25 protein-coding genes and 1 riboswitch are annotated in these 26,044 nt (G+C 72.2%); of the genes, 11 read left to right on the top strand and 14 right to left on the bottom strand.

Going from position 1 to position 26,044, the window contains the following annotated elements; translation table 11 throughout:
- The first annotated feature begins 1 nt into the window (after position 1).
- Positions 2-979 carry a zinc-binding dehydrogenase gene (locus QNO26_RS01360; protein ID WP_257638720.1) on the top strand — a complete coding sequence of 326 codons (978 nt, stop codon included), beginning with the start codon at positions 2-4 and terminating at the stop codon, positions 977-979.
- Between the two features lie 9 nt (positions 980-988).
- On the opposite strand, the gene QNO26_RS01355 is transcribed toward QNO26_RS01360, so the two are convergent.
- The 3 genes from QNO26_RS01355 to QNO26_RS01345 all read right to left on the bottom strand — a co-directional run bounded on the left by QNO26_RS01355 (position 989) and on the right by QNO26_RS01345 (position 3,335).
- Positions 989-1,474 (bottom strand): NUDIX hydrolase, encoded by a 486-nt coding sequence (locus QNO26_RS01355; protein ID WP_257638721.1) that lies wholly within the window; start codon positions 1,472-1,474, stop codon positions 989-991.
- A complete protein-coding gene (locus tag QNO26_RS01350; RefSeq protein ID WP_257638722.1) occupies positions 1,474-2,487 on the bottom strand; it encodes an aldo/keto reductase family protein in 1,014 nt (337 codons plus the stop codon). Before QNO26_RS01350 ends, QNO26_RS01355 begins: the two co-directional genes overlap by 1 nt.
- Positions 2,488-2,630: 143 nt before the next feature.
- Positions 2,631-3,335: a FadR/GntR family transcriptional regulator gene (locus QNO26_RS01345; protein WP_257533042.1), complete on the bottom strand. Its 705-nt coding sequence runs from the start codon at positions 3,333-3,335 to the stop codon at positions 2,631-2,633.
- A gap of 236 nt (positions 3,336-3,571) precedes the next feature.
- On the opposite strand from QNO26_RS01345, the gene QNO26_RS01340 reads away from it, so the two are divergent.
- From QNO26_RS01340 to QNO26_RS01325, 4 genes are all read left to right on the top strand, one after another.
- The gene (locus tag QNO26_RS01340; protein ID WP_257638723.1) at positions 3,572-4,738 is read left to right on the top strand and encodes an aminotransferase class V-fold PLP-dependent enzyme; all 1,167 of its coding nucleotides are present in this window, start codon (positions 3,572-3,574) and stop codon (positions 4,736-4,738) included.
- A gap of 73 nt (positions 4,739-4,811) precedes the next feature.
- Positions 4,812-6,119, top strand: a complete 1,308-nt coding sequence (locus QNO26_RS01335) for an ABC transporter substrate-binding protein (protein WP_257533038.1) — start codon at positions 4,812-4,814, stop codon at positions 6,117-6,119.
- 2 nt (positions 6,120-6,121) lie between these two features.
- On the top strand, positions 6,122-7,069 hold the full coding sequence (locus QNO26_RS01330; protein WP_257533036.1) for a carbohydrate ABC transporter permease: 948 nt from the start codon (positions 6,122-6,124) through the stop codon (positions 7,067-7,069).
- Positions 7,066-7,974, top strand: a complete 909-nt coding sequence (locus QNO26_RS01325; protein WP_257533034.1) for a carbohydrate ABC transporter permease — start codon at positions 7,066-7,068, stop codon at positions 7,972-7,974. Before QNO26_RS01330 ends, QNO26_RS01325 begins: the two co-directional genes overlap by 4 nt.
- 47 nt (positions 7,975-8,021) lie before the next feature.
- Here the strand turns inward: QNO26_RS01325 and rlmN are convergent, their stop codons facing one another.
- Positions 8,022-9,266 (bottom strand): dual-specificity RNA methyltransferase RlmN, encoded by a 1,245-nt coding sequence (gene rlmN / locus QNO26_RS01320; protein ID WP_257533031.1) that lies wholly within the window; start codon positions 9,264-9,266, stop codon positions 8,022-8,024.
- Positions 9,267-9,779: 513 nt separating this feature from the next.
- On the opposite strand from rlmN, the gene QNO26_RS01315 reads away from it, so the two are divergent.
- Positions 9,780-10,196, top strand: a complete 417-nt coding sequence (locus QNO26_RS01315; RefSeq protein WP_257533144.1) for a GNAT family N-acetyltransferase — start codon at positions 9,780-9,782, stop codon at positions 10,194-10,196.
- A gap of 87 nt (positions 10,197-10,283) precedes the next feature.
- Here the strand turns inward: QNO26_RS01315 and QNO26_RS01310 are convergent, their stop codons facing one another.
- The gene (locus tag QNO26_RS01310) at positions 10,284-11,336 is read right to left on the bottom strand and encodes a hypothetical protein (protein ID WP_257533029.1); all 1,053 of its coding nucleotides are present in this window, start codon (positions 11,334-11,336) and stop codon (positions 10,284-10,286) included.
- A gap of 115 nt (positions 11,337-11,451) precedes the next feature.
- On the opposite strand from QNO26_RS01310, the gene QNO26_RS01305 reads away from it, so the two are divergent.
- Positions 11,452-12,030, top strand: coding sequence for a TetR/AcrR family transcriptional regulator (locus tag QNO26_RS01305; protein WP_257533027.1), 579 nt, complete (start codon positions 11,452-11,454; stop codon positions 12,028-12,030).
- 152 nt (positions 12,031-12,182) lie between these two features.
- Positions 12,183-13,028 carry a Cof-type HAD-IIB family hydrolase gene (locus QNO26_RS01300; RefSeq protein ID WP_257638644.1) on the top strand — a complete coding sequence of 282 codons (846 nt, stop codon included), beginning with the start codon at positions 12,183-12,185 and terminating at the stop codon, positions 13,026-13,028.
- Between the two features lie 361 nt (positions 13,029-13,389).
- Here QNO26_RS01300 and QNO26_RS01295 read toward each other — a convergent pair whose 3' ends face one another.
- From QNO26_RS01295 to QNO26_RS01285, 3 genes are read right to left on the bottom strand one after another with little or no spacing between them, the layout of a single operon-like run.
- Positions 13,390-14,217 (bottom strand): SDR family oxidoreductase, encoded by an 828-nt coding sequence (locus tag QNO26_RS01295; protein WP_257533022.1) that lies wholly within the window; start codon positions 14,215-14,217, stop codon positions 13,390-13,392.
- Entirely contained in the window at positions 14,214-14,996 is a 783-nt protein-coding gene (locus QNO26_RS01290) for an enoyl-CoA hydratase/isomerase family protein (RefSeq protein WP_257533020.1), read from the bottom strand. Before QNO26_RS01290 ends, QNO26_RS01295 begins: the two co-directional genes overlap by 4 nt.
- Positions 14,997-15,004: 8 nt before the next feature.
- Positions 15,005-15,766, bottom strand: a complete 762-nt coding sequence (locus tag QNO26_RS01285; RefSeq protein WP_257533018.1) for an SDR family NAD(P)-dependent oxidoreductase — start codon at positions 15,764-15,766, stop codon at positions 15,005-15,007.
- Positions 15,767-15,878: 112 nt separating this feature from the next.
- Between QNO26_RS01285 and QNO26_RS01280 the strand changes: the two genes are divergently transcribed.
- Together QNO26_RS01280 and QNO26_RS01275 are read left to right on the top strand one after the other, a co-directional pair.
- Positions 15,879-16,232 carry a DUF488 domain-containing protein gene (locus QNO26_RS01280; RefSeq protein ID WP_257638643.1) on the top strand — a complete coding sequence of 118 codons (354 nt, stop codon included), beginning with the start codon at positions 15,879-15,881 and terminating at the stop codon, positions 16,230-16,232.
- Positions 16,233-16,258: 26 nt separating this feature from the next.
- Positions 16,259-16,984, top strand: a complete 726-nt coding sequence (locus tag QNO26_RS01275; RefSeq protein WP_257533014.1) for an aminoglycoside 3'-phosphotransferase — start codon at positions 16,259-16,261, stop codon at positions 16,982-16,984.
- A gap of 65 nt (positions 16,985-17,049) precedes the next feature.
- On the opposite strand, the gene QNO26_RS01270 is transcribed toward QNO26_RS01275, so the two are convergent.
- The 3 genes from QNO26_RS01270 to QNO26_RS01260 all read right to left on the bottom strand — a co-directional run bounded on the left by QNO26_RS01270 (position 17,050) and on the right by QNO26_RS01260 (position 20,346).
- A complete protein-coding gene (locus tag QNO26_RS01270; RefSeq protein WP_257533012.1) occupies positions 17,050-17,826 on the bottom strand; it encodes an energy-coupling factor transporter transmembrane component T family protein in 777 nt (258 codons plus the stop codon).
- Positions 17,823-19,694 (bottom strand): ABC transporter ATP-binding protein, encoded by a 1,872-nt coding sequence (locus QNO26_RS01265; RefSeq protein ID WP_257638642.1) that lies wholly within the window; start codon positions 19,692-19,694, stop codon positions 17,823-17,825. Before QNO26_RS01265 ends, QNO26_RS01270 begins: the two co-directional genes overlap by 4 nt.
- 1 nt (position 19,695) lies before the next feature.
- Positions 19,696-20,346 carry an ECF transporter S component gene (locus tag QNO26_RS01260; RefSeq protein ID WP_257533008.1) on the bottom strand — a complete coding sequence of 217 codons (651 nt, stop codon included), beginning with the start codon at positions 20,344-20,346 and terminating at the stop codon, positions 19,696-19,698.
- Positions 20,339-20,448: riboswitch (TPP riboswitch) on the bottom strand. Its footprint overlaps the gene before it by 8 nt.
- Positions 20,449-20,486: 38 nt before the next feature.
- On the opposite strand from QNO26_RS01260, the gene QNO26_RS01255 reads away from it, so the two are divergent.
- Complete coding sequence (locus QNO26_RS01255) at positions 20,487-22,295, top strand: D-alanyl-D-alanine carboxypeptidase family protein (protein WP_257533005.1); 1,809 nt, start codon at positions 20,487-20,489, stop codon at positions 22,293-22,295.
- 21 nt (positions 22,296-22,316) lie between these two features.
- Here QNO26_RS01255 and QNO26_RS01250 read toward each other — a convergent pair whose 3' ends face one another.
- The 3 genes from QNO26_RS01250 to QNO26_RS01240 form a co-directional block, all read right to left on the bottom strand.
- Positions 22,317-23,906 carry an SLC13 family permease gene (locus QNO26_RS01250; protein ID WP_257638641.1) on the bottom strand — a complete coding sequence of 530 codons (1,590 nt, stop codon included), beginning with the start codon at positions 23,904-23,906 and terminating at the stop codon, positions 22,317-22,319.
- 60 nt (positions 23,907-23,966) lie between these two features.
- Positions 23,967-24,893 (bottom strand): DnaJ domain-containing protein, encoded by a 927-nt coding sequence (locus tag QNO26_RS01245; protein ID WP_257638640.1) that lies wholly within the window; start codon positions 24,891-24,893, stop codon positions 23,967-23,969.
- A gap of 77 nt (positions 24,894-24,970) precedes the next feature.
- Positions 24,971-26,035 carry an enoyl-CoA hydratase/isomerase family protein gene (locus tag QNO26_RS01240; RefSeq protein ID WP_257638639.1) on the bottom strand — a complete coding sequence of 355 codons (1,065 nt, stop codon included), beginning with the start codon at positions 26,033-26,035 and terminating at the stop codon, positions 24,971-24,973.
- Between the last annotated feature and the right edge of the window lie 9 nt (positions 26,036-26,044).

Raw genomic sequence — 26,044 nt, 5'->3', positions numbered from 1 at the left:
CATGCGTGCACTCGTCCACGACCGATTCGGCGATCCCGCCAAGGTGCTGACCGTGCGAGAGGCGCCGACCCCGACCCCCGGACCGCGGGAGGTGCGTGTGCGGATGCTGCGCTCCCCCATCCACAATCACGACCTGTGGACGGTGCGCGGCTCCTATGGCTACCGCCCCGAGCTGCCCGCCCGCGCGGGCACCGAGGCCGTCGGGGTGGTCGAGGAACTCGGCGCCGGCGTGACGGGTCTCGAGGTCGGGCAGCGCGTGGCGACCGGCGGCACCTTCGGGGTGTGGGCCGAGCAGTTCGTCGCACGCGCCGGCGCCCTCGTCCCGGTGCCGGACGGCCTGCCCGACGAGCAGGCCGCACAGCTCGTGTCGATGCCGTTCAGCGCCATCAGCCTCATCGACTCCCTCGAGCTGCAGCCGGGCGACTGGCTCGTGCAGAACGCCGCGAACGGCGCCGTCGGCCGCATGGTCGCCCAGATCGGCCGCGCTCGCGACATCAACGTCCTCGGGCTCGTCCGCCGCGACGCCGCCGTCGCCGAGCTCGCGGCGCAGGGCATCGACCGGGTCGTCTCGGTCGAGGACGCAGGCTGGCGCGACCGGGTCGCCGAGATCACCGGCGGTGCGTCCATCGTCGCGGGCGTCGACTCGGTCGGCGGCCACTCGAGCGGGCAGGTGCTCTCCCTCCTCGGCGAGAACGGCACGCTCGTCGTCTTCGGCGCGATGGAAGCGCCGAAGGTTCAGCTCAGCTCGGGCGACCTCATCTTCCGCCAGCTCACCGTGAAGGGGTTCTGGGGCAGCACGGTCAGCGCCACGATGGATGCCGCGCGGCGCGCGGAGCTGTTCGACGAGCTTGCCCACCTGCTGGCATCCGGAGCGCTCACCCTGCCGGTATCCGCGACGTTCCCGCTCGATGAGGTCGCCGAGGCCGTCGGCGCGACCCTCTCGGCGGGCCGCGTGGGCAAGGTGCTGCTGCGCCCCTGAACCCGAGTTCTACGCCCCGGCGTCGGCCAGCAGCGCGGCGAGCGCGTCGAGCGCGGGCCGCTGGCCCTTCACGAGCCGTTCGCCCGCGACCCCCAGCCCCACCCAGTCCGCGCGGTCGACCTCGGGGAACCGCTCGGTCCTGCCTGAGCGCGGCGGCCACTCCATCTCGAACTCCCCGAACACGAAATCCGCCCTGGTGGCCGAGAACGCGGAGCCGTCGGCGACGAAGACGGTCACGCGCTTGCCCGACGAGTACGGGTACGTGCCGAGCTCGGCGTACGGCCCCTCGGGAGGGTCGACCCCGAGTTCCTCTCGGAACTCACGCCTGGCGGCATCCAGCGCCGACTCGGCGTCGGGGTCGTACTCGCCCTTCGGGACCGACCACGCACCGGTCTCCTTGCCCGCCCAGTACGGACCGCCCATGTGGGCGATCAGCACCTCCGGCCCGCCGTCGGCGAGTCGGTAGAGCAGGAGACCGGCGCTGTGGACGGGCATCAGGCCGGACGGGACGCCGGCGACACCTCGTAGGTGTTCTCGGGGTCGGTCTCGGCCACGCCCGAGAGGGCGGCGTCGATGGCGGTCATCGTGTCGGCGTCGAGCGTGACCCCGGAGGCCTTGACGGAATCCTCGAGCTGCTCCGGGCGCGAGGCGCCCACGAGGGCGGCGGCGACGTTCGGGTTCTGCAGCACCCACGCGATCGCGAGCTGCGGCATGGTGAGGCCGGCCTGCTCGGCGACGGGCTTGAGCTTCTGCACCGCTGTGAGAACCTCGTCGGTCATGAACCGCTTGATGAACGTGGCGCCGCTCTTGTCGTCGGTCGCGCGCGAGCCCTCGGGCAGCGGCTGGCCGGGCAGGTACTTGCCGCTGAGCACACCCTGCGCCATCGGCGACCAGACGATCTGCGAGATGCCGAGCTCTTCGGATGCCGGGATGACCTTGCCCTCGATGACCCGCCACAGCGCGGAGTACTGGGGCTGGTTGGAGACGAGCTGCACACCGAGGTCCTTCGCGAGCGCGTGACCCTCCCGCAGCTGCTCGGCGGTCCACTCCGAGACCCCGATGTAGAGCGCCTTGCCCTGGCGCACGATGTCGGCGAACGCCTGCATCGTCTCTTCGAGCGGGGTCTCGTAGTCGTAGCGGTGCGCCTGGTACAGGTCGACGTAGTCGACGCCGAGGCGACGCAGCGACCCGTGGATGCCGTCGAAGATGTGCTTGCGGCTGAGGCCCATGTCGTTCGGACCCTTGCGGCCGATCGGCCAGTAGAGCTTCGTGAAGATCTCCACCGACTCGCGGGGCTGACCGTTCAGCGCCTCACCGAGCACCTCTTCGGCGGCGGTGTTCGCGTAGGCGTCGGCCGTGTCGAACGAGGTGATGCCGAGGTCGAGGGCCTTGTGCACCGTGGCGATCGCCGCCTCGTTCTCGACCTGCGAGGCATGGGTGATCCAGTTGCCGTACGTGATCTCCGAGACCTTGAAACCAGAGTTGCCGAGATAGCGATAGTTGACCATCCTCAAACGTTACTGCCGCGCGAGACGGCGAAGGCCGGGCTGGACAGGTCCGCGCCGGAGCGATAGCAGGGGGTCAGGGCCGGCTTCCCGTCCGGCCCGCAGCCCCCGCCCTTTGCGGGCGGCCGCGTGCCATGACGGCGACGTCACGCGTCAGGGGAACCTTGCGGCGCCGCAGGAGGCTGATGCTTTCGCAGCCAGTACTCCGTCTGGGCGACGTGACCGGCCGCAGCGGCGGATGCCGCGACGGGGTCGCGCGCCTCGAGTCCGCGCAGCACGGCACGATGCCCCGCATCCGACAGCACCTTGATCCGTGCCGCGTCATCGGTCGCGAAGATGCGATATGCGCGAGAGCGCGCCCGGAGGACGTCCAGGAGATTGGCGAGTGCCGCATTGCCGGCGACAGCGGCGATGCCCATGTGGAAATCGTGGTCGAGGTCGGACTGCCGCTCGTCGTCGGTCTCGGCTTCGAGTGCGGTGAGAACCCGATCCAGCCGCGCCACGGTCTCGTCGTCGATGCGCGCGGCGGCCAGGCTCGCCGCGTGGGCCTCGAGTGCCCGCCGCAGTTCGTACAGCTCGATGATCGACTCGAGCGGGAGCAGCCCGACGGTCAGCGACAGCGCCTTGATGAGGTCTGCGGCATTCAGGTCGCCGACGTAGCTGCCCGAGCCGTGCCGGGTGTCGAGAACCCCCAGTGCGGCGAGCATGCGGATGGCTTCCCGCAGCGACCCGCGCGACACGCCCAGTCGCTCGCACAGCTCACCCTCACTGGGGAGCCGGTCGCCCGGACGAAGAGTGCCGTCCGCGATCAGCGCTCGCAGCCCTTGCAGGGCCGTGTCCAGTGCAGTCACCCGCGCCACCCCCCTCGCCGAGCGTGCGCCGAGTCTGTCGCGGACACCCAAGGATCATCAAGTTGTATTACGACTTCGAGAAGAAATCGCCCATTCGTCCTCACGAGAGGACCCTATATGGCAATGTTGTGCGACAAGTCGTCCCGCTGAACCAACGAGGTCACATGCCCATACCTCCACCCGCCTCGCTCCGAGCGCGCCTGGCATCGGGCCGGCTCGCTCGCGACGCGTGGCCGTTGGATCCCGAAATCGTGCATCTGAACCACGGTTCCTTCGGGGCTGTCCCGCGCGAGGTCGTCGCGGTCCAGGACGAGTTGCGCCGACGCGCGGACGCCAGTCCTGTCGGGTGGTTTCCCCGCGTCGCGGAGTACACCCGCACTGCCCGCTGGGAGGTCGCGCCGTTCGTGGGAGCGCGCCCCGAAGACACGGTGTTCGTGCCGAATGCTTCGGCCGCGGCGACGGTGGTCTACAACTCGCTGCGACTCGAGCCGTCCGACGAGATCCTCGTCACGGACCACGGCTACGGCGCCATCACCATGGGTGCCGCACGGCTCGCCCGCCGCTACGGCGCACGCGTCCGCACGGTGCGTGTGGGGATGTTCGACGGCGAGGCTGAGGTGCTGGAGGCGTTCCGGCGCGCGTTCAACACGCACACCCGACTCATCGTGATCGACCAGGTCACCTCGCCCACCGCGCTGCGACTGCCGACGCGGGAGATCACGGCCCTGGCCCATGAGCACGGCATCCGAGTGCTCGTCGACGGCGCCCACGCGCCCGGCCTGATCCCCGACGCCGCACGGCAGGGCGGCGGCGATTGGTGGTTCGGCAACCTGCACAAGTGGGCTTGCGCCCCGCGTGGGGCCGCGGTGCTGGTGACCAGCGCCGACGACCGGCAGGACCTTTGGCCTCTCATCGACTCGTGGGGCGGCGACGAGCCGTTCCCCGACCGGTTCGACTCCCAGGGCACGATCGATGCCACCAGCTACATCGCCGCGCCCGCAGCGATCGAGTTCATCGAACGCGAGTACGGCTGGGCGCGCGCCCGGGAGCGCATGTGGCAGATGGCGGACATCGGGGCGGCCGTGATCGCCGAGGCTCTGCAGCCGTACATCTCCGACGACGCGCGGGTCGACCTGCCACGGCCCGTGCCCCCGATGCGACTGATCCGCCTGCCGGACGGCCTCGGCACCACCCGCGAAGAGGCCGACGAGCTGCGCATGCTGCTGCTGGATGCCACCGGGGTGGAGACCGCTTTCACCAGCTACGAAGGTCGCGGCTACTTCCGCCTGTCGGTGCACCTGTACACCGAGGCCGAGGACTTCGCCGCCTTCGTCGAGCGCTGCGTCCCGGAGATCCTGCGCCGCGCCGGAAGCCCCCGCGTCCAGAGCATGAACCTGACCTGACCGACCCGAAACGGGAAGCCGCGCACCGTCGCGCACGCCCTGCACCCCACACAGAGAAAGACCGAGGAACATCGTGAAGCGCAACCGCCTGACCCTCACCGTCGGCATCGGCACCGCCGCCGTGCTCGCCCTCACCGCCTGCTCCGGATCCTCCGGAGACACGGCTGACGGCGACGTCACGCTGAAGATGGTCGAGAGCCTGACCAACCCCGCTCGCACCGAGGTCCTCCGGGGGATGCTCGACGCCTTCGAGGCGGAAAACCCCGGAGTGACCGTGGAGCTGGTGTCCCCGCCCACGGAGCAGGCGGACAAGACCATCCAACAGATGCTGCAGTCCGGCAAAGGCGTCGACGTGCTCGAAGTGCGCGACATCACGGTCGGACCGTTCTCGAACAACGGATGGCTCTACGACATGGCCGGCGACCTGGAGAACTGGGACGGATGGGACGCGCTCACGGAGAACGCCCAGTCCGCCGCGGTCTCGGACGGCGCCAGCTACTTCGTGCCGTACGGCTTCTACGGGCTGTCGCTGTTCTACCGCGCCGACCTCGTCGAGGCTGCGGGCTTCGACGGCCCGCCGCACAGCTGGGAGGAACTGCTCGAGCAGGCCTCCGCCATCCAGAATCCCGCCGAGAACGTCTACGGGTACGCCTTCCGTGGCGGCACGAACGGCAACACCAACGTCGTCGCCGCCGTCGAGGCCTACCTCGTCGACGACCTCGACCCGGCCAACGCCTTCCTGCTGCAGGACGGCTCGACCATCTTCTCCGCGCCCGAAGCGCAGGACGCGGTCGACACCTACTTCGCCCTCTTCGAGCAGGCCTCGCCGCCCTCGGCCGTCTCGTGGGGCTACCCGGAGATGGTCGCCGGGTTCACGAACGGATCGACCGCCTTCCTGCTGCAGGATCCCGAGGTCATCGCCACCGTGCAGGCTTCCAGCCTGACCGACGAGCAGTGGGACACCGCTCCTCTGCTGGTGGGCGCCGGCGGCAAGGCGGCGCAGCCGCTCGCCGTCGCCGGGTGGGGGGTGGCCGAGGCCAGCGAGCATCAGGAGGAGGCCGTTGAGCTCGTGAAGTTCCTGTCGTCGGCGGAGCCCGCCACCGAGTTCGCACAGGCCAACAGCCTGGTGCCCATCATCGCCGAGGCAGCTGAGGACGAGTTCTACTCCACCGGCCCGTGGACCAGCTACGTCACGATGACGCAGAACCCCGAGACCTACGTCAACGTGAGGCAGCCGCGCGGGGTCAGCTGGTGGACCGAGTGGGCGCAGAAGTCGGATCAGGACGTGCAGAGCGTGCTGCTGGGCAACATGAGCACCGCTGAGCTGCTGGCGTCCTGGGACGCTTTCTGGACCGACAAGTACGCGGCCGAGCAGGACTGACGATGTCGCTGCTCACGCGCGAGGCGCGCCCCACCGGCCTGTCCGGTGGGGCCGCCCCGCTCGGCCGGCGGCGCGTGTTCCGCAGCCGGCACGGGTGGACGATCCTGGCGTTCCTCGCGCCCGCGATCGTCTTCGTCAGCTGGTTCACCTACTACCCGATGCTCCAGGGCGCGGGCATGGCCTTCCGCGACTGGAACCTCTGGGATCTGACGTCCACGCCGTTCGTCGGCCTCGACAACTTCACCCGGATCTTCGCGGACCCGATCTTCCCGACAGTCGCCTGGAACTCGGTGCTGTGGGTGGTGTGCTCGCTGGTGCCGCAGTTCGTCATCGGGTTCCTGATCGCCCTCGCGCTGCGCAAGCGCTTCCGTTTCCGCGGCCTCTACCAGGCGCTCGTCTTCTTCCCCTGGGCGGTCTCGGGCTTCCTCATCGGCATGCTGTTCCGCTGGATGTTCAACGCCGAGTTCGGCGTCATCAACGACCTGCTCATGAAGGCGGGGCTCATCGATTCGCCGCTCCCCTGGCTGGCCGACCCGAAGCTGGCGATGGTCGCGGTCATCACGGCGAACATCTGGTACGGCGTGACGTTCTTCGCGATCATGATCCTCGCCGCGCTGCAGTCCGTGCCGGACGAGATGCTCGAAGCGGCGAGCCTGGACGGCGCCGGCAGGGTGCGGCAGCTGTTCTCGATCATCATCCCGTACATCGCGATGACGCTGCTGCTGACGGTGCTCCTGCGCATCATCTGGATCTTCAACTTCCCCGACATCATCTGGGCGATGACCGCGGGCGGACCCGCGAACCAGACGCACATCATCACCACCTGGATGATCAACTACACGCAGCAGGGCAACTACGGCCTCGCCAGCGCCATCGGGCTCATCGTCGTGGCGGTGCTGTTCGTCTTCTGCGCCTTCTACCTGCTCGCCATGAAGAAGGTGACCAAGTGACCGCACTCGCCCCCGTGGCTCCCCCTGCGCCCGCGGCATCCGCCGCCGCCCCGCCGCACCGCCCCGCTGGGTCGGGTCGCCGATTCGCCGTGACCGGCGCGCTGCGGTTCACCGGGCTGGCGGTATGGCTTCTCATCACGCTGTTCCCGCTCTACTGGATTGCGCTGACGTCGTTCAAGGCGCCCGCCACGGTGAACGCCTTCCCCATCGAGTACTGGCCGAGCCAGCCCTCGGTGCAGAACTACGTGAACCTGTTCGCGACGAGCCAGTTCGGGGTCTTCCTGATGAACTCGGCGATCGTCTCTTTGGCAGCGGGCGCGGTCGCCACCCTGATCGCGCTGCTCAGCGCCTTCGTGCTGTCGCGGTTCGAGTTCCGCAGCAAGGGAGCGGTGCTGATCGCGTTCCTGCTGACGCAGATGATTCCGGCGTTCATCGCGCTCGGACCGCTGTACTCGATGATGTCGGACCTGGGCCTCGTGGACTCCAAGTTCGGTCTGATCCTGGTCTACATCGCGGTGTGCATCCCGTTCTCGACGGTCATGCTGCGCGGGTTCTTCGAGAATGTGCCCGCCGCGCTCGAAGAGGCGGCCATGATCGACGGCTGCTCCCGGCTGGGAGCCCTCTTCCGTGTGCTCGTGCCGGTCATGACACCCGGCATCATCGCCGCGTTCATCTTCAATTTCGTCAACTGCTGGAACGAGCTGTTCCTCTCGGTGGTGCTCATGCACTCCACCGAGAACCGCACGGTGCCCGCCGCGCTCAACGGCTTCATCTCGACGTTCAACGTCGACTGGGGCTCGATGTCGGCGGCCGCGGTCGTGACGATCCTGCCGACGATGGCGATGTTCGCACTGGCGAGCAAGTGGATCGTGCAGGGGCTGACAGCCGGCGCTGTCAAGGAGTGACGCCGAGCCGGGCGCCGCTTGCACGGCGGCGTCCGGCTCGCGGCACGTCAGGAGACGGGCGTGACTCCGGCGGCGGCGACCTCGTCGTCCTCGGTCGCCACCAGCTGACCGCACGCGCCGTCGATCTCCTTGCCGCGCGTGTCGCGGAGGGTCGTGGGCACGCCGGCGTCGTTGAGCCGGCGCACGAACTCGTCCTGCACGTCCTTGTCCGACGACGTCCAGATGGAGCCCGGGGTCGGGTTCAGCGGGATGGGGTTCACGTGCACCCAGCCACGGCCGCGCGCGTTGAGCTTCTCGGCCAGCAGGTCGGCGCGCCACGCGTGGTCGTTCATGTCCTTGATGAGGGCGTATTCGATCGAGACGCGGCGGCCGGTCTTGTCGAAGTACTCGCGGGCGGCATCCAGCGCCTCGTCGACCTTCCAGCGGGAGTTCACCGGGATGAGCTCGTCGCGCAGCAGGTCGTCGGGGGCGTGCAGCGAGAGCGCGAAGGTGACGGGGATGTCCTCATCGGCGAGCTTGCGGATCGCCGGCACGAGGCCGACCGTCGACACCGTGACGCCACGGGCGCTCATACCCAGGCCGTGCTTCTTGTCGACCATCGTGCGGACGGCCTGCATGACGCGGTTGTAGTTGGCGAGGGGCTCACCCATCCCCATGAAGACGATGTTGGTGACGCGCTCGCCCTCGTGGCCCACCTTGCGGGGGTCGCCGAGGCCGCCCTCGGCGATGAGGCGGTTGGCGCGCACGACCTGGTCGACGATCTCGGCGGCCGACATGTTGCGGGTCAGGCCCGCCTGGCCGGTGGCGCAGAACGGGCAGTTCATGCCGCAGCCGGCCTGGCTCGACACGCACAGCGTGATGCGGCCGGGGTACCGCATGAGCACCGACTCGACGAGGGCGCCGTCGTGCAGCTTCCACAGGAACTTGATCGTGTCGCCGCGGTCGGTCTCGAGGCGCTTGACCTCCGTCAGCAGCGGAGGGAGCAGCCCGTGCACGAGCTCCTCGCGGCCGGCCGCGGGGAGATCGGTCATGTGGGCCGGGTCGGCCGTGTAGTGCGTGAAGTAGTGCTTCTCCAGCTGGGCCGCGCGGAAGCCCGGCATCCCGAGCTCCGTGACCTTCTCGACCCGCTGCTCGGGGGTGAGGTCGGCCAGGTGCACGGGCGGCTTGCCGCGCTTCGGGCTCGCGAACTGCAGCAGCGGGCGGCCCTCGGCATCCTTCTTCTGCGACCAGCCCTCGGTCGCCGGGCGAACCTGTCGCGGTTTCGTCGCGCGCACGGGGGAGGTATCGGTCATGTTCCCAGGGTACGGGAGTCGTCCTGGGCGGGCGCTGGCCGGGCGCGCGGGGGCGGCGCGTGGGCGCTCGCGGCTGGGGCGTGGGGCTGGGGTCGGGGTCGGGGGTCGGGGTCGGGGGTCGGGGCGGGGTCGCGTGGGGCGCCGGGGTCGGGGCGGGGCTGCTCGAGTGTCACGTCCGCGCAGTCCCGCGGCTCTCGCACCCGCCATTAGCGACACCGGAGCGGCGCGGGGCGCGCGGCGCGATGCTGCCGCGGTCGCGAGCTGCTCGAGTGTCACGTCCGCACAGACCCACGGGCCTCGCACCCGCCATTCGCGACATCGGAGCGGCGCGGGGAGCGCGGCGCTGGGCGCGGCGGGGCGCGGCGCGCGCGGCCGGAGGGACGGCGCACGATAGGGCGGCAACGCACCCACCGCAAGCGACACTCGAGTCCCCCCGGGCGCCGTTACGGTGGCGACGTGAGCGACGAGCAGATCGAGGTCCGAGATATCCGCCCCGAGGATGCCGGCGAGGTGATGACCCTGCAGCGCGCGGCGTTCGTCAGCGAGGCGCTCATCTACGGCGACCCCGACATGCCGCCGCTCACGCAGACGCTCGAGGAGCTTCAGGCGGAGCTCGCCGACAACCTCGGCTGCGTCGCCCTCGACGGCCCGCGCATCGTCGGCGCGGTACGCGCCCGGCACGACGGCGACCTCCTGCTCATCGGGCGCATCGCGATCGCCCCCGACCAGCAGGGCCGCGGCATCGGCACGACGCTGCTCGCCGCGGTCGAGCAGCGCGGGCGGGATGCCGGAGCCACGACCGCCGAGCTGTTCACCGGATCGCTGAGCGAGGCGAACCTTCGCCTGTACCAGCGCGAGGGCTACACCGAGTCGGAGCGGGTCCCCGGCGACGGCAGCGACCAGGTCTTCCTGCAGAAGCCCCTGGCCTGACCCGCGCGCCGGCCGCGCTCACCCGGGGTCGGCACCGAGGGGCAGCCGACAGCCCCGGGGCGGACAGCCCCGGGGCGACGTCGACTCTCAGGCGGGAACGGCGACGGGCATCGGCTCGGGGGCCGCGACGGCGGCCTGCTGTCCGGCGCGGCGCCGGGCGCCCACGACGAGCAGCAGGATGCCGGCCGCCGCCCACCCGGCCAGCGTGAGCCCCGCGACCACACCGCCGGTGCCGCCGAAGTATGCGACCGACCGAACCAGCGTGCCCGTGGCTCCCGGCGGAAGGAGCTGGCCCGCCAGGCCGAGTCCGGCCGGCAGCCAGGCGGCGCCCGTGGCGATGCCGGCCAGCGGGTTGCCGATGAACATCATCACCATCGCGCCGATCGTGAACCCCTTGCCGCCGAATGCCTCCTGCAGCCCGGCGAGCGCGAGGGCCAGCGCACCGATGCCGAGCGCCATCGCACCCGCGACCGGCCAGAACGACGCGGCGGCGATGCTGCCGAACGCGAAGGCGAGGATTGCGGCGACGATCGTCCCGCCGATGACGGAGAAGGTGGCGATGCCGGCGACCGCCCAACCGAGGTGGCGTGCGAACACCTTGCGGAAGGCGACGGCGGGCACGATCCCGCCGAACACGAGCGGGAACGCGAGCCCGCCGATGCCGATTCCGGTGGGATCCGCCTCGGGCAGCGGCACGACATCGGTGACCGACACGGGAGCCCCCGCTGCCTGCCCGAGCGCTTGCGCGGTGGCGGTGACGGCACCGGAGATCGCGGGCGATGCGGCGCTCGCGACATAGGCCGTCACTCCCGACCCGTCGACCCCGACACCACCGGCCACCTCGCGTGCAGCGACGGCGGCGCGCAGGTCGCCATCCGACGCGTAGGTCACGACGTCATACGCGCCGGGCGCGGCATCCGCCAGCCCTTCCTGCACCTGGGTCACGGCGGCAGCGTCGCCGGCGACACCCAGCGGCAGGTCCTGGGCGCCGCTCTTGAGCGACGGCATCACGAACAGCATCAGCAGCACGACGAGGATCACACCGAGCCCCGCGGTGAGGCCCAGCATCTTCACAAGCGGTGACGGCGTCCGACGCGCTGCGGATGCCGGGGCGACGGTGTCGGGGATGGGAGAGGTCATGCGGAGTCCTGTCTGCCCGTAGGCGAAGCGGAGGGAATACCTCCACTATACGGAGACCCCTCCTCCACATACGCTGAGAGCCGACGGCAACGCCCACGACACAGGAAGGCGCACCATGCGCTCGGATGCGCTGAGGAGACGCGAGGCGATCGTGCGCGAGGCCCGCCGACTGTTCGCCGCGCACGGCGCGTCGGTGCCGCTCGAGACGATCGCGGAGGCGAGCGGCGTCGGCATCGCGACGCTCTACCGCAACTTCGCGTCCCGCGCGGAGCTGACCGACGCCGTCGCGCTGTCGATCCTGGACGAGATGCGCGAGGCGGCCGGCCGCGCACTCGAGGCGCTGCCGCGCACACCCGACGACGCCTGGCGCCGCTTCCTCCACGCCCTGGTGGGGCTCGACCTCGGGGCGCTCACGGAGGCGCTCGCCCATCCCGCGGACGCCGAGCTCTCCGCCGGCGTCCGCGCAGCGCAGGACGACACCCTCGGCCGCGTCGCCGACGTGCTCACCGCCGCACGCGTCGCCGGCCTCGTGCGCGCCGACCTCGCCCCCCTCGAGCTCGTGCTCGCCGTGGGGATGATCACCCGTCCGCAGCCGGCGGCGATCGCGGCATCCACTCCCCACCTCGTCCCCCGGCTGACCGCCATCCTCGAGGCCGGGCTGCGCGCCCAGCCGCCGGAGGCGACGGCCGGCTGAGACTCCGCCTCGGTCGCCGAGGCGGAGCCCCGCTATCTCCTGATCGGGCGCTCGACCAACGGGGCCTCGCTGCGCCGCTGACCGTTCCGCACCGAATCGTGTCCAGGGTGCCCGTGAGGCATCCTGGACACGACCTGTTTTGGAGAGAATCTGTGACCATCCCCCGCATCGCCTTCCTCGACGTCGACGGCACCATCCTCGACCACGGCAGGGACATCGCCGCCTCGACGATCGAGGCGGTGCGCGCGGCGCGAGGCGCCGGGTGTCTGGTGTTCCTCTGCACCGGCCGCTCCTCCGGCGACATCGACGCCCGGGTGCTCGAGATCGGCTTCGACGGCGCCATCACCAACGGGGGCGCCTACGCGACCGCCGGCGATGAGGTCATCGTGGCCGACCCCATGCCCCGGGATGCCGTCGAGCGCCTCGTCGCCTATTTCGAGGAGCGCGGCATCCTGTACTTCCTGCAGACGGATGCCACGGTCTATGCGAGCCCGGAAGCACAGGCGGCCACCGCGGCGTTCATGGAGCAGGCGCTGAGCATCCACCACGACGCGGACGAGCCGCAGACGGCGCCGCAGGGCATCCCGCGCTTCCACGACCTCGCCGACATCAACCTCGACCACGTGGCCAAGGCGGTCTTCCTCGGCGACGACCCGGGCACCGTCGGGCGTGCGCAGCAGGATCTCGGCGACCGCTTCCACGTGGTCCCGGGCAGCATGCCGCTGCCGGGCGGGACCAACGGCGAGATCGGCATGCGCGGGACGACGAAGGGCTCCGCGATCCAGCGTGTGCTCGAGCGGCTCGGCATCGACGCGGCGGAGTCGATCGGCATCGGCGACAGCTGGAACGACGTGGAGATGTTCGAGGTCTGCGGCGTCGGCATCGCGATGGGCAACGCCGAGGAGGCGCTGAAGGCCCGCGCCGACGAAGTGACCACGAGCATCCACCACGACGGTGTCTATCGCGCGTTCGTGCGCCACGGGCTCGTCGCGGGCTGACCCCGCGTCCGCGCGGCGGCGGAGCCGCCGGCGGCGTGCCGGCGGAGCCGCCGCCCGAGCCGCTCGAGTGTCACGTCCGCGCAATCCAGGCCCGCACAACCCACCACACGCGACACCGGAACAGCCCCGGGAGCCGCGGCGCCGCCGCGACACGCCCCCAGAGCCGCTCGAGTGTCACGCCCGCACAATCCACCCCCGCACAACCCACCACACGCGACACCGGAACAGCCCCGGGAGCCGCGGCGCCGCCGCGACACGTCCCCCGAGCCGCTCGAGTGTCACGCCCGCACAATCCACCCCCGCACAACCCACCACACGCGACACCGGAGCAGCTCCGGGACGCGCGGCGACCAGGGCCGCGTCAGAGGAAGATGTCGGGGAACAGCTCGCTGTCGGGGGTGCCCGGCACGGCGGCGTACCCGGAGAAGTCGGTGACGCCGGCCTCGCGCAGCACATCCTCGACGATCAGGGTCTGGCCACTGCGCTCCGAAGCCGGCCGGATCAGCACCTCGTAGGCGGCATCCGCATAGATCTCCGGCGTGCGGCTGACCTTCATCATGCGGTCGCCACCGAGGGCGAACTGCACCGCGGCCGTCGCGATCGTCGTCGCGGGCCACAGGGTGTTGGCCGCGATGCCGTCCTCGGCGAACTCGGCTGCCATCCCGAGGGTGGCCATCGTCATGCCGTACTTCGCCAGCGTGTAGCCGGTGTGCGCGCCGAGCCACCTCGGGGAGAGGTTCAGCGGCGGCGAGAGCGAGAGGATGTGGGGGTTGTCGGCATCCTTGAGCATCGGCACCGCCGCACGGCTGAGCATGAACGTGCCGCGCACGTTGACGTCCTGCATGAGGTCGTACTTCTTCGCCGGCAGATCCAGGGAGCCCGACAGGTCGATCACGCTGGCGTTGTTCACGACGATGTCGATGCCGCCGAACTCGCCCTGCGTCGTCAGCACCGCCGCCATGATGTCGTCGTCGTTGCGCACATCGCCCACGAGTGGCAGCGCCTGCCCGCCGGCCGCCCGGATCTGCTCGGCGGCGGTGTGCACCGTGCCCTCGAGCTTGGGGTGCGGGGTGTCGGTCTTCGCCATGAGCGCGATGTTCGCACCGTCGCGCGCCGCGCGCAGGGCGATGGCGAGCCCGATCCCGCGGCTTCCACCGGACATCAGGATGGTCTTGCCGGCGAGGCTCATGCGTTCTCCTTCGAAGCGGACTTGCGGGATGCCGCGGCGAACGCCGCCACGCGCACCCGGGATTCATCGGTGTCGAAGCGGGCGCCGATCGACGCCGCCTCGTCGTCGAGGTTCTCCGCGAACGAGCGGTGCGCGCCGGTGCGGATCAGGCGCTTGGCATTGCCGAACGCGGCCGTGGCGCCCTCGAGCCAGAAGCGGGCGATCTCGTCACCGCGGGCGGCGGGGTCGGCGGCCACCTCGGTGATGAGGCCCCAGTCCAGTGCGGTCGCGGCGTCGATCGTCAGGTCCTGCAGCAGCAGCTGCAGCGCGCGGCGCTGCCCGATCGCCGCGGGGAGCAGCGTCGAGACGCCGAGGTCGGGGGTGAGCCCGATGTTGGCGTAACGGCTGACGAACTTCGCATGCTCCGCGGCGACGATGTAGTCAGCGGTGAGCATGAGGCCGAGCCCCCCACCGGCGACCGCACCCTGCACCACGGCGACGATCGGCCTGTCGGATTCGACGAACGTGCGGATGCCGTCGTGGATCACCCGCGCCATGTCCGTCACGCCCGCCCCTCCGGCGCCCGACGTGGCCATGGCCACGACGTCGCCGCCGGCGCAGAACGCGCGACCCGCGGCATCCATCACGATCGCGCCGACCGTGTCGTCGGAGGTGACCTCGTGGGCGAGGTCGCGCCAGCGCTGCCCCATCTCGAAGTCCATCGCGTTCAGCGAGGCCGGGCGGTTGAACGTCAGGCGTGCGAGGCCACCCTCGCGGGTGAGCAGGATCGTGTCGCTCATGGTTCTCCTTATTTCGGCGCCATGCGGATGGCGCCGTCGAGCCGGATGGTCTCGCCGTTGAGGTAGCCGTTGTCGACGATGTGCGCCACGAGGGCCGCATACTCGTCGGGGCGGCCGAGGCGGGCGGGGTAGGGCACCTGCTGACCGAGGGAGTCCTGCGCGGCCTGCGGCAGGCTCGCGAGCATGGGCGTCTCCATGATTCCGGGGGCGATCGTGACGACCCGGATGCCGTAGCGCGCGAGTTCCCGGGCGAGGGGGAGCGTCATCGCGTGCACACCGCCCTTGCTGGCGGCGTAGGCGGGCTGACCGATCTGACCGTCGAACGCGGCGACGCTGGCGGTGTTGACGATGACCCCGCGGTCGCCGCCGGCGGTCGGCTCGGTGCGCGCGATCGCGGCGGAGGCCTGAGCGACGACGTTGTAGGTGCCGATGAGGTTGACCCGCACGATGCGCTCGAAATCGCCCAGGGGGGTGGGGGCCCCGTCGCGGTCGAGCACCTTGGCGGGCGGGGCGATGCCGGCGCAGTTCACCACGACGCGCAGCGGTCCGATGCTGGCGGCGGTCGCGACGGCGGCGGCCACCTCGCTCGGGTCGGTGACGTCGGCGGGGGCGAACGTGCCGCCGAACTCCGCGGCGCGCTCCATGCCGGCGGACGAGGGCAGGTCGATGATCACGACATGCGCGCCGGCGTCGGCCAGGCGACGCGCGGTGGCGAGCCCCAGCCCGCTCGCTCCTCCGGTGACGAGGGCGGATGCGCCGGCGATGTCCATGCGTTCTCCTTCGAACTGAATCTGGGTCTCACAGTGCGTGCGACTGCGTCCTGACCGAGACGGCCGCGCCCCCAGGCTACCGGCACCCGGGAGGGCGAGGCAGACTGGCCCCATGATCGAGGTCAAGCGTGTCTACGACGCGGCGGGGCCGGATGACGGATTCCGCGTGCTGGTGGACCGACTCTGGCCGCGCGGGCTGTCGAAGGAGCGTGCTCGCATCGATCTGTGGGACAAGGACGTCGCCCCCTCGCCGCAGCTGCGCACCGCCTTCCATCACGACGGGATGCCGTGGGACGACTTCGCCGCGGCGTACCGCAAGGAGCTCGCCGCGAATCCCGCGGTGGCGGCGCTGCGCGCGGTGATCGCCTCGCACGATGTCGTGACCCTGCTGCACGCGGTGCGCGACGAAGCGCACAATCACGCGGTGCTGCTGCGCGATGCGCTGCAGGACCCCGCCGGATCCTGAACCGCCCGCTGGTGCACACTGGCGGGGTGACGATCCCCGCCGAGCCGCTTCCGGTGCCGCCGCGCGTACGCGAACTCGCCGACGGTGCGCGGCTGGAGCCGGTCTGGCGCAATGAGCTCGGCGGGCTCACCTTCCGCACCGACGACGGGCGCTACATCAAACACGGACCGCGCAACGCGGAGACGTCGATGGCAGACGAGGCCGCACGCCTGGGGTGGGCGGCTGCGTACACGCCCGTCCCGCACACCCTCGCCTGGGGCGCGGATGCCGCGGACGAATGGCTCGTGACCTCCGCGCTGCCCGGCCGGTCAGCGGTCGACCCGCGGTGGGTCGCCGAGCCCGCCGTCGCCGTGCGGGCGCTGGGTGCGGGACTGCGAGCCCTCCACGAGGCGCTCCCCGCCGCAGACTGCCCCTACGACTGGCGCGTTCCCGCACGCCTTGCGAATGCCGCGAGGCGTGGCATCCAGGTGCCCGCGGCGCTGAGCACACCGCCGCCGCCGGATCTGCTGGTCGTATGCCACGGCGACGCCTGCGCGCCCAACACGCTCCTGGACGACGACGGGCGCTGGACCGGTCACGTGGACCTCGGCGCGCTGGGCGTCGCCGACCGCTGGGCGGACATCGCCGTCGCTGCTGCCAGCTGCGGCTGGAACTACGGCCCGGGCTGGGAGGACGTCCTGTTGGGCGCGTACGGCATCGAGCGCGACCCGCAGCGGATGGCCTACTACGCCGCCCTGTGGGACGCGACCTGACCCGACCCGGCCGCGGCGGTGGTCCCGGCCTGCCGTGCGCAGCCCGGCGGCGGATGCCGGGAGCCTCAGCGACCGAGGATCGGGGTGAACGCCCCCGCCGCGATCGACACGGCCAGCGCCGTCGCCGAGATCGACGCACCGGAGAGCAGCAGGATGCCGTCGCCGGCGGTGAGCCGCGATTCCCGCGCCCAGGTGCGCGCGGTCGGCGCCCCGAACGCCCGCGCCTCCATCGCGGTGGCCAGCGACGACCCCCGCCGGATCGCCAGCACGAACAGCGCGAACGCCGTGCCGACGGCCCGCCGCAGCCGCCCGGTGTCGGCGACGCCGCGGGCGCGGCGCGCGAGCGACAGGGCCCGCCAGTCGTCGACGAGCAGCCCCAGCATGCGCATGCCGGCGAGCGCGCCAAGCACGAACCGTGCCGGCAGCCGCACGATCTGCGCCAGCCCGTCGGCGAGGTCGGTGGGGTCCACGGTGACGAACAGCACCACCGCCGGCAGGCCGATCGCGAGCACGCGCAGGAAGGTCGCCGCGGCCAGCAGCAGCGACCCCTCGCTCACCCGCATGAAGAGCCACTCGACGTACACCTCGCCGCTCGCCGCCCCGTACAGCGCGATCGTGACGGCGGAGGTCGGTGCGGCGATCCACAGGGGCAGCGTGCGCAGCCAGAACTGCCGGGCGCTGAGCCCGGCCGCCAGCAGCAGCGGAATCTCGAGCACGAGCGCGACGAGCGCCGACACCGGGTCGATGGTCACCACGAGTGGCAGCGCGATCAGCAGCGCCGCGCCGAGCTTCGCGACGGCGTTGCGTCGTGCGACAGGCCCGCGTCCGGCCTCGGGGCTCACGTGCCGACCTCGAAGCGGCGCGCGTGCAGGGCGGCGAGCACGGCCTCGTCGTGGGTGATCGCGATGATCGCGAGCGGGCCGCGCTCGTCGATGCCGTCGCGGAGCCCGGCGATGATCGCCACGAGCTCGGCCCAGGTCACGGCATCCTGCCCGAACGTCGGTTCATCGAGCACCATCACCCGGGGCCGCGCCGCGAGCGTCGCCGCGACCGTGAGCCGGCGCTTCTCGCCACCGGAGAGCGTGTACGGGTTGGCCTCGGCCAGGCGCGCGAGCCGTAGCCGCTCAAGCAGGTCGTCCACGCGGGCGGTGACCTCGTCTTCGGGGAGCCCGAGCGCGCGCGGACCGACCGCGAGCTCCTCACGCACCGTGCGGGCGAGCAGCTGATGCTCGGGATCCTGGAACACCGTGCCGATGCGAGTCAGCAGGGTCCGCGACGACCAGCCGATCGGTGCGGCGCCGGCGTGAGCCCGGCGGCGGCGGGCTCGTGCGCCGGCGGCCAGCGCATCGGATGCCGCGACCGTGCCCGCCGCCGGCGCCAGCAGGCCGGCGAGGGTGAGTCCGAGAGTGGATTTGCCCGCCCCGTTGGGTCCCACGACGCCGAGCACCTCGCCCGCGCGCAGGTCGAGATCGAGAGGACCGGCGACGATCGTGCCGGGGGTGCGCGCCACCGCAAGGTCGCGCGCCGTGAGCAGCACCTCGCCCGGCGCCGCGGCCGGAGGGGGCGGCACCTGCGGAGGGATGCCGGGCACCCATACCCCGGCCGCGGCGAGCTGCTGGGCGAGCCCGGATGCCGCGGCATCCGCCGTCGAGCCGGCACCGTCGCCGGCGCCGTCGCCCTCGCCCTCGCCCTCGCCCTCGCCCTCGCGCGAGCCCTCGCCCTCGCACGAGCCCACACGCTGCGCGCGAACCCACACGTCTCGCGCGCGCGCGTCGTGTGGGTTCGTGCCAGGTATGTGGGTTCGCGGGTCGGCCGCGGGAAGCGGGCGTGGGGTCGTGCCAGGTGTGTGGGTTCGCGGGTCGCCCGCGGGCAGCGGGTGTGAGCCCGGGCCGGAAGTGTGGGGTCGTGCGGCGCCCGCGGGCAGCGGGCGCGGGTTCGTGCCGGACGTGTGGGGTCGTGACCCGCCCGCCGGCGCGGGGCGGGGACCCGCTCCCCCGTAGCCGAGCACGGCGTGCGGTGATCCATCCGCGAGCACGCCTCCGCCGGGCGCGAGCGCGATCACGCGGTCCACGAGGGGCAGCCACACGTCCACCCGGTGCTCGATGACGATCAGGGTGGCTCCGGTGGCATCCAGCACCCGGCCGACCGCGTCGCGCACCTCGGCGACCCCGGCGGGGTCGAGGTTCGCGGTCGGTTCGTCCAGCAGCACGACGCCCGGGCGCATCGCGAGCACGCCGGCCAGGGCCAGGCGCTGCTTCTGCCCGCCCGACAGCGCCGCCGTCGCCCGGTCCAGCGGCACGTCGAGGCCCACAGCATCCAGGGCGGCGCGCACGCGCGGCCAGATCTCGGCCGCGGGCACGCCGAGGTTCTCGCAGCCGAACGCCACGTCGTCGCCGACGCGCGCGAGGATCGTCTGGCTGTCGGGATCCTGCAGCACCAGGCCGGCGCGACCGCGGGTCGCGGCCGCCGGCTCACCGCCGACGAGCAGCGCACCCTCCTGCTCCCCTTCGTCGGCGCCGCCGAGCACTCCCGCCACGCCCTGCAGCAGTGTCGACTTGCCCGAACCCGACGCCCCCAGCAGCAGCACCCGCTCACCGGGTTCGATGCGCAGGGTCACCTCGCGCGCGGCCCACGCCTGGCGCGTGGCGTAGCGCCAACCCCACCCGCGCGCCTCGACGGCGACGGGTGCGGACGCGGTGGATGCCGGCACGTCAGACGCGCCGGGAGACCTCGCGCCCCGCCGCGAACCGGCTGAGGGCTCCCGTCGCGGCGAGCCCTCGCGCGATCAGCCAGGCGCCGAGCCCGGCGATGACCGCACCCGACACGGTGGTCGAGGCGATGTAGACGGTGGTGAACAGCGTGTCCGCGCCGGGATACCAGAAGATCCGGTCGTTGATGCCGCCGGCCACCCCGGCGCCGGCGCCGGCGAGGATCGCGACGGGCAGACGCCACATCCCGTAGAGGAACACCAGGAACACCAGTTCCGCCCCGAGCCCCTGCACGAGGCCGGAGACGATCGTGAGGGGGCCCCACTGGTTTCCGACCAGCGCGGAGATGACCGCGGCGACGGTCTCGGTGTACATCGCCGCTCCGGGCTTGCGGATGATCAGGCCACCCAGCACCCCGGCGATCAGCCAGGGTCCGGCCAGCAGCCCCTGCACCCCGGGCAGCAGCGGCTTCAGCAGGGCGCTGGGGCCCTCGTAGCCGACGTTCCACAGCAGGAACACGGCAGCGCAGGCGACGGCGATGACGCTGGCCACCACGATGTCGACGACACGCCAGCGCGCACGTTCGGAAAAGGGCGGAAGCGGCGGACGCGAACTCTTCTGTGAGGCTTCGCGAGCAGACGTGGATGCGTGCATTCTCTCTCCTCCCTGCGCCGGCATGATCCGGATCAGGTTCGACGGTCGAAGCGTGGATCGCTTCCTCTCAGCCCGGCTCACCGGACTCCCGTGGTTTGGCGTCGAGTATACCCACGGCTGAGACGGGGTATTTTTGCTGAGTGACCACAGAGGACGCGCCCCCGCTGACGCGCCGTGCCCGCCGAGCGCGGGAGCGCGCGGTCGCCGGCGACGCCACGCGCCCGACGCCCGGCACCACCGCCGATGACACGACGGCGGATGCCGCAGGGAACGGGGCGGACGCCACCGGCACCCCGTCGGGGGCGGAGGCCGCGCACGAGTCCGTGACCACGCGCCCGCACCCGCGGCCCGAGCCCGAGCCGGACCCCAAGCCCAAGCCCGAGCCCGAGCCGGACCCCAAGCCCGAGCCCGAGCCCGAACCCACCGCCGACTCCGACATCGAGTCCACGTCGGAAGCCGCCGCGCCACCCGCCCCCGTGGCGGTCCCGGTGGCGGTCTCCGGCCTGGCCACCCCCGGCATCCTGCCGCCGGTCGCCGACGACGAGGACGCTGCGATTCGCGCCGACGAGGAATCGACGGCCGGGCCGCGCCGCACCCCGCGGCGCCTGGCCCTCACCTGGGTGGACGAGGACGCCGTGGCCGCGGCCTCTCCCGGCGTGAGCCTCGACACCGCCGCGACGCCGTACGTGACGGTGCAGCCCGATCTGCTGGCCGTGCGCCCGCGCCGCTCGCCGTTGCGTGCCGGGGTGCTCGTGCCGCTGCTCAGCATCATCGGCGTGATCGTCCTCTACGCCGCGACCACCCTCCTGTGGCCGCTGCATGCGGTCGCGCCGCAGGTGACCACGGCCGAGCTGGCACCGGTGAGCGCACCGGCGTCCGCTCCCGCCTGGCCCGAGCAGGGCGGTGCCGCACTGGGGGTGCAGGGCATCACCGGCGCGGCGGCGTCGACCGGCGACCCCATCTCGATGGCGAGCCTGACGAAGGTCGTCACGGTGCTGATGGCGCTGGACCGCATGCCGCTCGCCGTGGGCGAGCAGGGGCCGGAGTACGGCTTCACCGCCGCCGACCAGAGCAGCTACTGGCGCTACCGGGAGCGGGGCGAGTCCGCCCTTCCGGTGCCGGTGGACGGCACCCTCACGCAGTACCAGCTGATGCAGGGAATCCTCATCGCCTCGGCGAACAACTACGCCGATCGCCTCGCCGCCGACCTCTGGCCGAGCGACCAGGTCTTCGCGGATGCCGCGGCAGCCTGGCTCTCGCAGCGCGGGCTCACCGGCATGACGGTCGTGGATCCGAGTGGCATCGACGAGGACAACGTCGCCGACCCGGCCTCGCTCATCGCGCTGGCCGACCTGGCGATGGCCGACCCGGTGGTCGCGGAGATCGTCCGCATGCCGACGGCCGAGCTGCCCGGCGCGGGTCTCATCGAGAACACCAATGCGCTGCTCGCCGACCCCGGCGTCGTCGGCATCAAGACCGGCGCGCTGTGGGAGCACTTCAACCTCCTGGTGGCGAAGGACCTCGTCGTGGACGAGACGCCGGTGCGCATGTACGCCGCGGTCATGGCGCAGGGCGACGGCGAAGCGCGCAACGCGGTGGCCCGGGCGCTGCTCGCGCAACTCGAGAGCGAGCTGCAGGCGCGGCCGACGGTCGCCGCGGGCACCGTCGCCGGATCGGTCACGACGGCGTGGGGCGCCGACACCGAACTGGTCACCGCCGACGCGACGTCGGTCGTGCTGTGGAACGGCGCCAGCGCGCCGGTGACCGCCGACGTCAGCCTCGAGGACGGCGCGGATGCCCGCACGGCCGGGGCGGCCGCCGGTACCCTCACCGTCACCGGCCCCCTCGACAGCGACACGGTGGAGGTGCGTCTCGCCTCCGACCTGCCCGGCCCGACAGCCTGGTGGCGGCTCACCCATCCGCTGGAGCTCTTCGGCCTCGCCGGCTGAGCGCCCGCATCCGGGCTCGGCTCAGAAGGGCCAGATGAGCGGGACGTAGAGCACGGCGACGGCGAGGAACACCACGGTCAGCGGCACGCCCAGGCGCCAGTAGTCGCCGAAGCGGTAGCCGCCGGGCTGCATGACCATCACGTTCACCGGGGTGGCGATGGGCGTGAGGAACGACGCGGCCCCGGCGACGGTGAGCGCCATCATGAAGGGCTGCACGCTGAGACCGAGGGTGCCGGCGATCGACACCGCGATCGGGGCGACGATCAGCACGGTCGCGACGTTCGAGATGAACTGGCCGAGGACGACAGTCACGACGCACAGCACGAGCAGCGCCAGGTGCGGCGCGGCCGATCCGGTGATGCCGAGCACCACCTCGGCGACGACGTCGGCCGCGCCGGTGGAGACGAACGCCGACGACAGCGGCACCATGCCGGCGATGAGGATCACCGTCGTCCAGGAGATCGCCCGGTACGCCTGCGGCATCGACATGACACGCGTGACGATCATCGCCCCCGCCGCCAGCAGGCCGGCCACGGCGGGCGGCACCGCGCCGGTGGCCAGCAGCACCACCATGAGGGCGAGGATGACGAGGGCCCGGCGCGCGCCACGCCCCAGCGGCACCGTACGCCGCAGCGCCTGCGGGGAGGTCACGGCGATGATGTCGGGCGACCGGATGTATCGCTCGAGCTCGGCCCACGTGCCCTGCACGAGCACCGCGTCGCCCGCCTGCAGCGTGAGCCCGCCCGCTGTGCCGGCACGGGAGACGTGCGGCGGCTCGGCCGCGCCGCGGCGGGCCGCGAGGATCACGAGGTTGTCGTCGCGGGTGGTCATCCCCGGCCAGACCCTGCGCCCGATGAGGCTCGAGCGGGGGGCGACGAGCACCTCGACGACGCCGTCGGTGGGGTTGAACAGGGTCTTCGTCGACAGGTCCACGTCGTACGTCTCACGCCAGCCCTGCGCCGCGGCGCTGGGGTCCGCGGCGGCGTCGAAGTGGTCGGGGGAGCGCTCGGGCAGCAGCCGCGGCCCGAGCACGGCGACCACCGCGATCGTCAGCGCGACCAGCGGCACCCCGGCCAGCGCGAACTCGAAGAACCCGAACGCGCGTCCTCCTGCCGACACCGCCAGCTGCGAGACCACCGGGTTCACCGGCGTGCCGGTGAGGGTCAGCAGCGACCCGGCGCTGGCGGTGAAGGCCAGCGGGATGAGCATCTTCGACGGCACGATGCCGGCGCGCACCGCCACGACGACGACGACAGGCAGCAGGGCCGCGACGGCGCCGTTGATGCTGATGAAGCCGGTGAGGATCGCCGACATCGCCCCCACGATGACCAGCAGCCGGCGCTTGCCCGCGCCACCGCGGGTGATCACCTGCTGGCCGACCCAGGCCGTCACGCCGGTGGCATCCAGTCCCTCACTGACGATGAACAGCGACGCGATGAACAGCACCGTCGGGTCACCGAAGCCCGAGAACGCCTCGGGGAGCGTGAGGATGGCGGTCGCCCACAGCCCCAGCGGCACCGCGACGGCGACGACCGCCATCGGGATCTTCCCGCTGACGAACGCGATCACCGCCAGCCCGAGGATGACGAAGGTCGCGATCACGGGGTCCACACGGCAACGGTACCCGCGCCTCGCACGGTCGCGCCCCCCGGCGCAGGACGGGGGGCGGTGTCAGACGAAGCGCACCGTGCGCTGCAGGCGCGAGCGCACGTCGAACAGTTCGTTGCCACCGATGTCGCGGGCGCCGGTCATGCCTCGGCGCAGCACGGTGGCCAGCGCGCTGCGCGACACCACCGCGACGGGCAGTCCGCGCACCTTCCCCAGTTCCTCGATGGGCTGCACGAGGTCGTCGTCGGGCAGCACCACCAGCACCCCGCTGAACCGCACGCCCGCAGCGCGCGCGACGGTGCGGGTGCGGGCGACCAGGTCACCCACCGGCGACCCCTCGACCCCGTCGCCGACGAGCTCGCCGCGGCGCACGCGCACCGGCCCGCCGAAGTCCTCCGACAGCACCGCGTACAGCCCGCTCGGCCCCAGCACGATGTGGTCGAGCTTGGCGTCGGGGCCGTCGCCGCGGGCGGGCGCCGAGACGTCGTGCCACACGGTGTACCCCATCCCGAGGTCGGCGACGATGCGCGCCGTCGCCTCCTCGGCGAGCGCGTCGGCCAGCAGGCGCCGCACCTCGTGCGGGGCGGTGCGCACCAGCGCCGGATCGTACGGGTCGGGCAGGTCGACGCCGCGACCGGCCCACTCGCGGATGAGGGCCAGGTAGCGTTCGCGCCGCCATCCGCCGGGGTGCCCGAACGACCGTGCCCGCGGACGGGTGTCGGTGCGGGCGGTCGGCGCCTTCCAGCCGGAGAAGTCCGGGGCCGCGGCCGCGCCGAACCCGTGGCCGCGGTCGTATGCCGCGCGGGAGTCCGGGGTGCCCACCAGCTCCCACGCCCGCTGCACCTGCACGAACACGGCGGCATCGCCCCCGGTGTCGGGATGCGTCTGGCGCAGTCTCAGCCGGTAGGCGCGACGCAGGGTCTCGTCGTCGGCGGCGGCATCCACGCCCAGCACGTCGTACGCCGACGCGGAAAGTGGGCTGTCGAACACGGTGCCTCCCCGAGGGCTCGACCACCCATCGTACGTGCGCCGCTGGCGGCCGGTCGCTCGCCGGACGGACGGGAAGGCTATCCCCAGAGCGGGATGCCGGGCTCGAACGCGAAGGCGTCGTCGACGAGGCGCGGGCCGAGTTCGGCGAGCGACGCGGGATGCCACGACGGCGACCGGTCCTTGTCGACCAGCTGCGCGCGGATGCCCTCCGGCAGGTCAGGCTGAGTCTGGGCGAACCACATGACCAGGCCGTACTCCTGCGCCAGCGCCGCGCGCAGGTCGGGCAGCGTGCGCGCGCGCCGCACCGCGGCCAGCGTCACCGTCAGCGCCGTCGGCGACAGGGTCTCCAGCTCGTCGGCGGCCTCGGCCGCCCGCTGCTCCGGACGCGACCGCAGGCGGGCGATGATCTCCGCGACGGTCTCGGCCGCGAACGCGTCGTCGATCCAGGGGCGGTCGGACTCCAGCCGCGACGGACCGTGCGTCGCGTCGAACAGCAGAGTCAGCTCGGTGGCGGTCTGGGGATCGGCCCGCGTCTGCAGCGCGTGATGCAGCTCGGGCAGGTGCTCGGCGGGCACCAGGTGATCGGCGAAGCCGGCGTAGATCGCATCCGCGGCATCCATCGTCGCCCCGGTCAGCCCCAGGTACTCCCCCACACGGCCGGGGGCACGGCCGAGCAGCCAGGTCCCGCCGACGTCGGGGGTGAAGCCGATGCGGGTCTCGGGCATCGCCAGCCGTGAGCGCTCGGTGACGATCCGCACCGCCGCGTGCCCGGCCAGGCCGATGCCGCCGCCCATCGTGATGCCGTCCGCCAGCACGACCACGGGCTTCGGATACTCCGCGATCATCGCGTTGAGGGCGTACTCCGCGCGGAAGAACAGTGCGGTGTCCTCGGGGCGACCCGCCACGATCTGGTCGTAGAGCCCGCGCACATCGCCGCCGGCGCAGAGCCCCCGGTCGCCGGCGCCGTCCAGCAGCACCAGCGCGACATCGGGGTCCTCCCGCCACACGTCGAGCGCGGCGATGAGTGCCTCGACCATGCCGAGGTCGAGGGCGTTGATGGCACGGGGGCGGTCGAGGGTCAGGTGCCCCACGCCGTCACGGCGCTGCACCCGCACACGGGACTCGGAATCGGGTCGGCTCATCCCCACACG

Origin of the sequence: Microbacterium sp. zg-Y1090, assembly GCF_030246945.1 — a bacterium.
GTDB lineage: Bacteria > Actinomycetota > Actinomycetes > Actinomycetales > Microbacteriaceae > Microbacterium > Microbacterium wangruii.
Note: the sequence above shows the minus strand (reverse complement) of the source record. Positions and strands in the feature narration are given on the sequence as shown.

Excerpts from the sequence above, each read along its gene's own strand:
- QNO26_RS01315 (WP_257533144.1), top strand. The coding sequence starts at position 9,780 with ATGACCCTGCAGCGCGCGGCGTTCGTCAGCGAGGCGCTCATCTACGGC.
- QNO26_RS01285 (WP_257533018.1), bottom strand. The coding sequence starts at position 15,766 with ATGGACATCGCCGGCGCATCCGCCCTCGTCACCGGAGGAGCGAGCGGG.
- QNO26_RS01240 (WP_257638639.1), bottom strand. The coding sequence starts at position 26,035 with ATGAGCCGACCCGATTCCGAGTCCCGTGTGCGGGTGCAGCGCCGTGAC.
- rlmN (WP_257533031.1), bottom strand. The coding sequence starts at position 9,266 with ATGACCGATACCTCCCCCGTGCGCGCGACGAAACCGCGACAGGTTCGC.
- QNO26_RS01310 (WP_257533029.1), bottom strand. The coding sequence starts at position 11,336 with ATGACCTCTCCCATCCCCGACACCGTCGCCCCGGCATCCGCAGCGCGT.
- QNO26_RS01360 (WP_257638720.1), top strand. The coding sequence starts at position 2 with ATGCGTGCACTCGTCCACGACCGATTCGGCGATCCCGCCAAGGTGCTG.
- QNO26_RS01305 (WP_257533027.1), top strand. The coding sequence starts at position 11,452 with ATGCGCTCGGATGCGCTGAGGAGACGCGAGGCGATCGTGCGCGAGGCC.
- QNO26_RS01290 (WP_257533020.1), bottom strand. The coding sequence starts at position 14,996 with ATGAGCGACACGATCCTGCTCACCCGCGAGGGTGGCCTCGCACGCCTG.
- QNO26_RS01295 (WP_257533022.1), bottom strand. The coding sequence starts at position 14,217 with ATGAGCCTCGCCGGCAAGACCATCCTGATGTCCGGTGGAAGCCGCGGG.
- QNO26_RS01260 (WP_257533008.1), bottom strand. The coding sequence starts at position 20,346 with ATGCACGCATCCACGTCTGCTCGCGAAGCCTCACAGAAGAGTTCGCGT.
- QNO26_RS01355 (WP_257638721.1), bottom strand. The coding sequence starts at position 1,474 with ATGCCCGTCCACAGCGCCGGTCTCCTGCTCTACCGACTCGCCGACGGC.
- QNO26_RS01350 (WP_257638722.1), bottom strand. The coding sequence starts at position 2,487 with ATGGTCAACTATCGCTATCTCGGCAACTCTGGTTTCAAGGTCTCGGAG.
- QNO26_RS01330 (WP_257533036.1), top strand. The coding sequence starts at position 6,122 with ATGTCGCTGCTCACGCGCGAGGCGCGCCCCACCGGCCTGTCCGGTGGG.
- QNO26_RS01280 (WP_257638643.1), top strand. The coding sequence starts at position 15,879 with ATGATCGAGGTCAAGCGTGTCTACGACGCGGCGGGGCCGGATGACGGA.